Raw genomic sequence first — 1,160 nt, 5'->3', positions numbered from 1 at the left:
CAGGCTCAAGAGATTTGATGCGTTCAAATTGCGCCTTCAGATCCCGCTTGGCCTTCGCATTTTCATGGCGGGCCTTCAACGCCACAAACTCGTCCTGCGCAGACGCCAGCTTTGTCTTCGCTTCATCCAGTTTCTGCAAATGCCCCAGAGACTTGGCAATCGCATCCATATCTGACTGAACAGACTTGGATTGCTTCTCCAACTCTTCTGACTGCCCAACAAGAGCAGTGCGTTCTTCCTCTTCTAAAAGACCAGCCACATCAGACTTTTCTTCCAGTTTTGAGGTTGCATCCTTCGCATCAGTAAAGCGCTGGAAAATCTGTTTGGAAATTTCTCTGTAGCGCTGCGTACCCGTCACTTTTTCAAGCAAGGCAGCGCGCTCATTGTCATTGGCTTTCAGGAAGGCATCAAAATCACCCTGCGCCAACAAAACCGTACGCTTGAACTGGTCATAGGTCAGGCCCAACCGCTCTTCAACAGCCGCATCCACCTGTTTGATGCCGCTCTCAACCGCAGCATTGTCTTCAATGCGAACCAGCGAACGCTCCACATTTTGCAAACGTCCTGATGCTTTGTTGCGAGCCCGGCGCACAGTCCAGCGCGCACGATATCCCGTTCCATCCGCCCCAACAAAGTCCGCCTCGGCAAAGCCAGAGGCAGCCCCACGTGTAAGCACGGTGCGCGGGTTTGTTTCTCGCAGCTCAGCACCGGCAACATCCGGCACACTGTCGCTGCTGCCCGCAGCGCTCAAACGTGGGCATTGCCCAAACAAGGCAAGACACAAGGCATCCAGCAATGTGGATTTGCCCGCGCCCGTTTCTCCGGTAATCGCGAACAAACCAGCCCCGTTCAGCGGCTCCTGTTCAAGATCAATCTCAAACGGAGCCGCCAGACTGGCAAGGTTTTCGCCACGCACCGCTAGAATACGCATTACTCGACCTCCGCTTCTGCGATTGCGCGATAAAAATAGTCCAGATGTTTGGCTTCCGGCTCAATGCCGTGCACCCGCTCAAAAGCGGATTTGAAAAGCTCATCCGGCTGAATTTCAGAAAGGCGAATGAGGCTTGTCGCCTCCGCACTTATTGGCTCTTGCTGTTTTGGCCGCAGCACAGAAACACCGGCACTGCGCACCGGATATTGCGCAAGGATCTGATCCACCT

1 protein-coding gene and 1 pseudogene are annotated in these 1,160 nt (G+C 54.1%); both read right to left on the bottom strand.

What is annotated here, in order from left to right:
* The coding region (locus PPL9_RS33845; RefSeq protein ID WP_208989665.1) for an AAA family ATPase at window positions 1-931 on the bottom strand (931 nt) is incomplete at its 3' end.
* A pseudogene (locus PPL9_RS34520) lies at window positions 931-1,160 on the bottom strand (exonuclease sbcCD subunit D); the annotation flags it as partial. The gene PPL9_RS33845 and the pseudogene PPL9_RS34520, both read right to left, overlap by 1 nt.

It is taken from the genome of Pseudovibrio sp. POLY-S9 (assembly GCF_001431305.1).
Taxonomy (GTDB): domain Bacteria; phylum Pseudomonadota; class Alphaproteobacteria; order Rhizobiales; family Stappiaceae; genus Pseudovibrio.
This window is presented reverse-complemented; position numbering and strand designations above follow the sequence as displayed.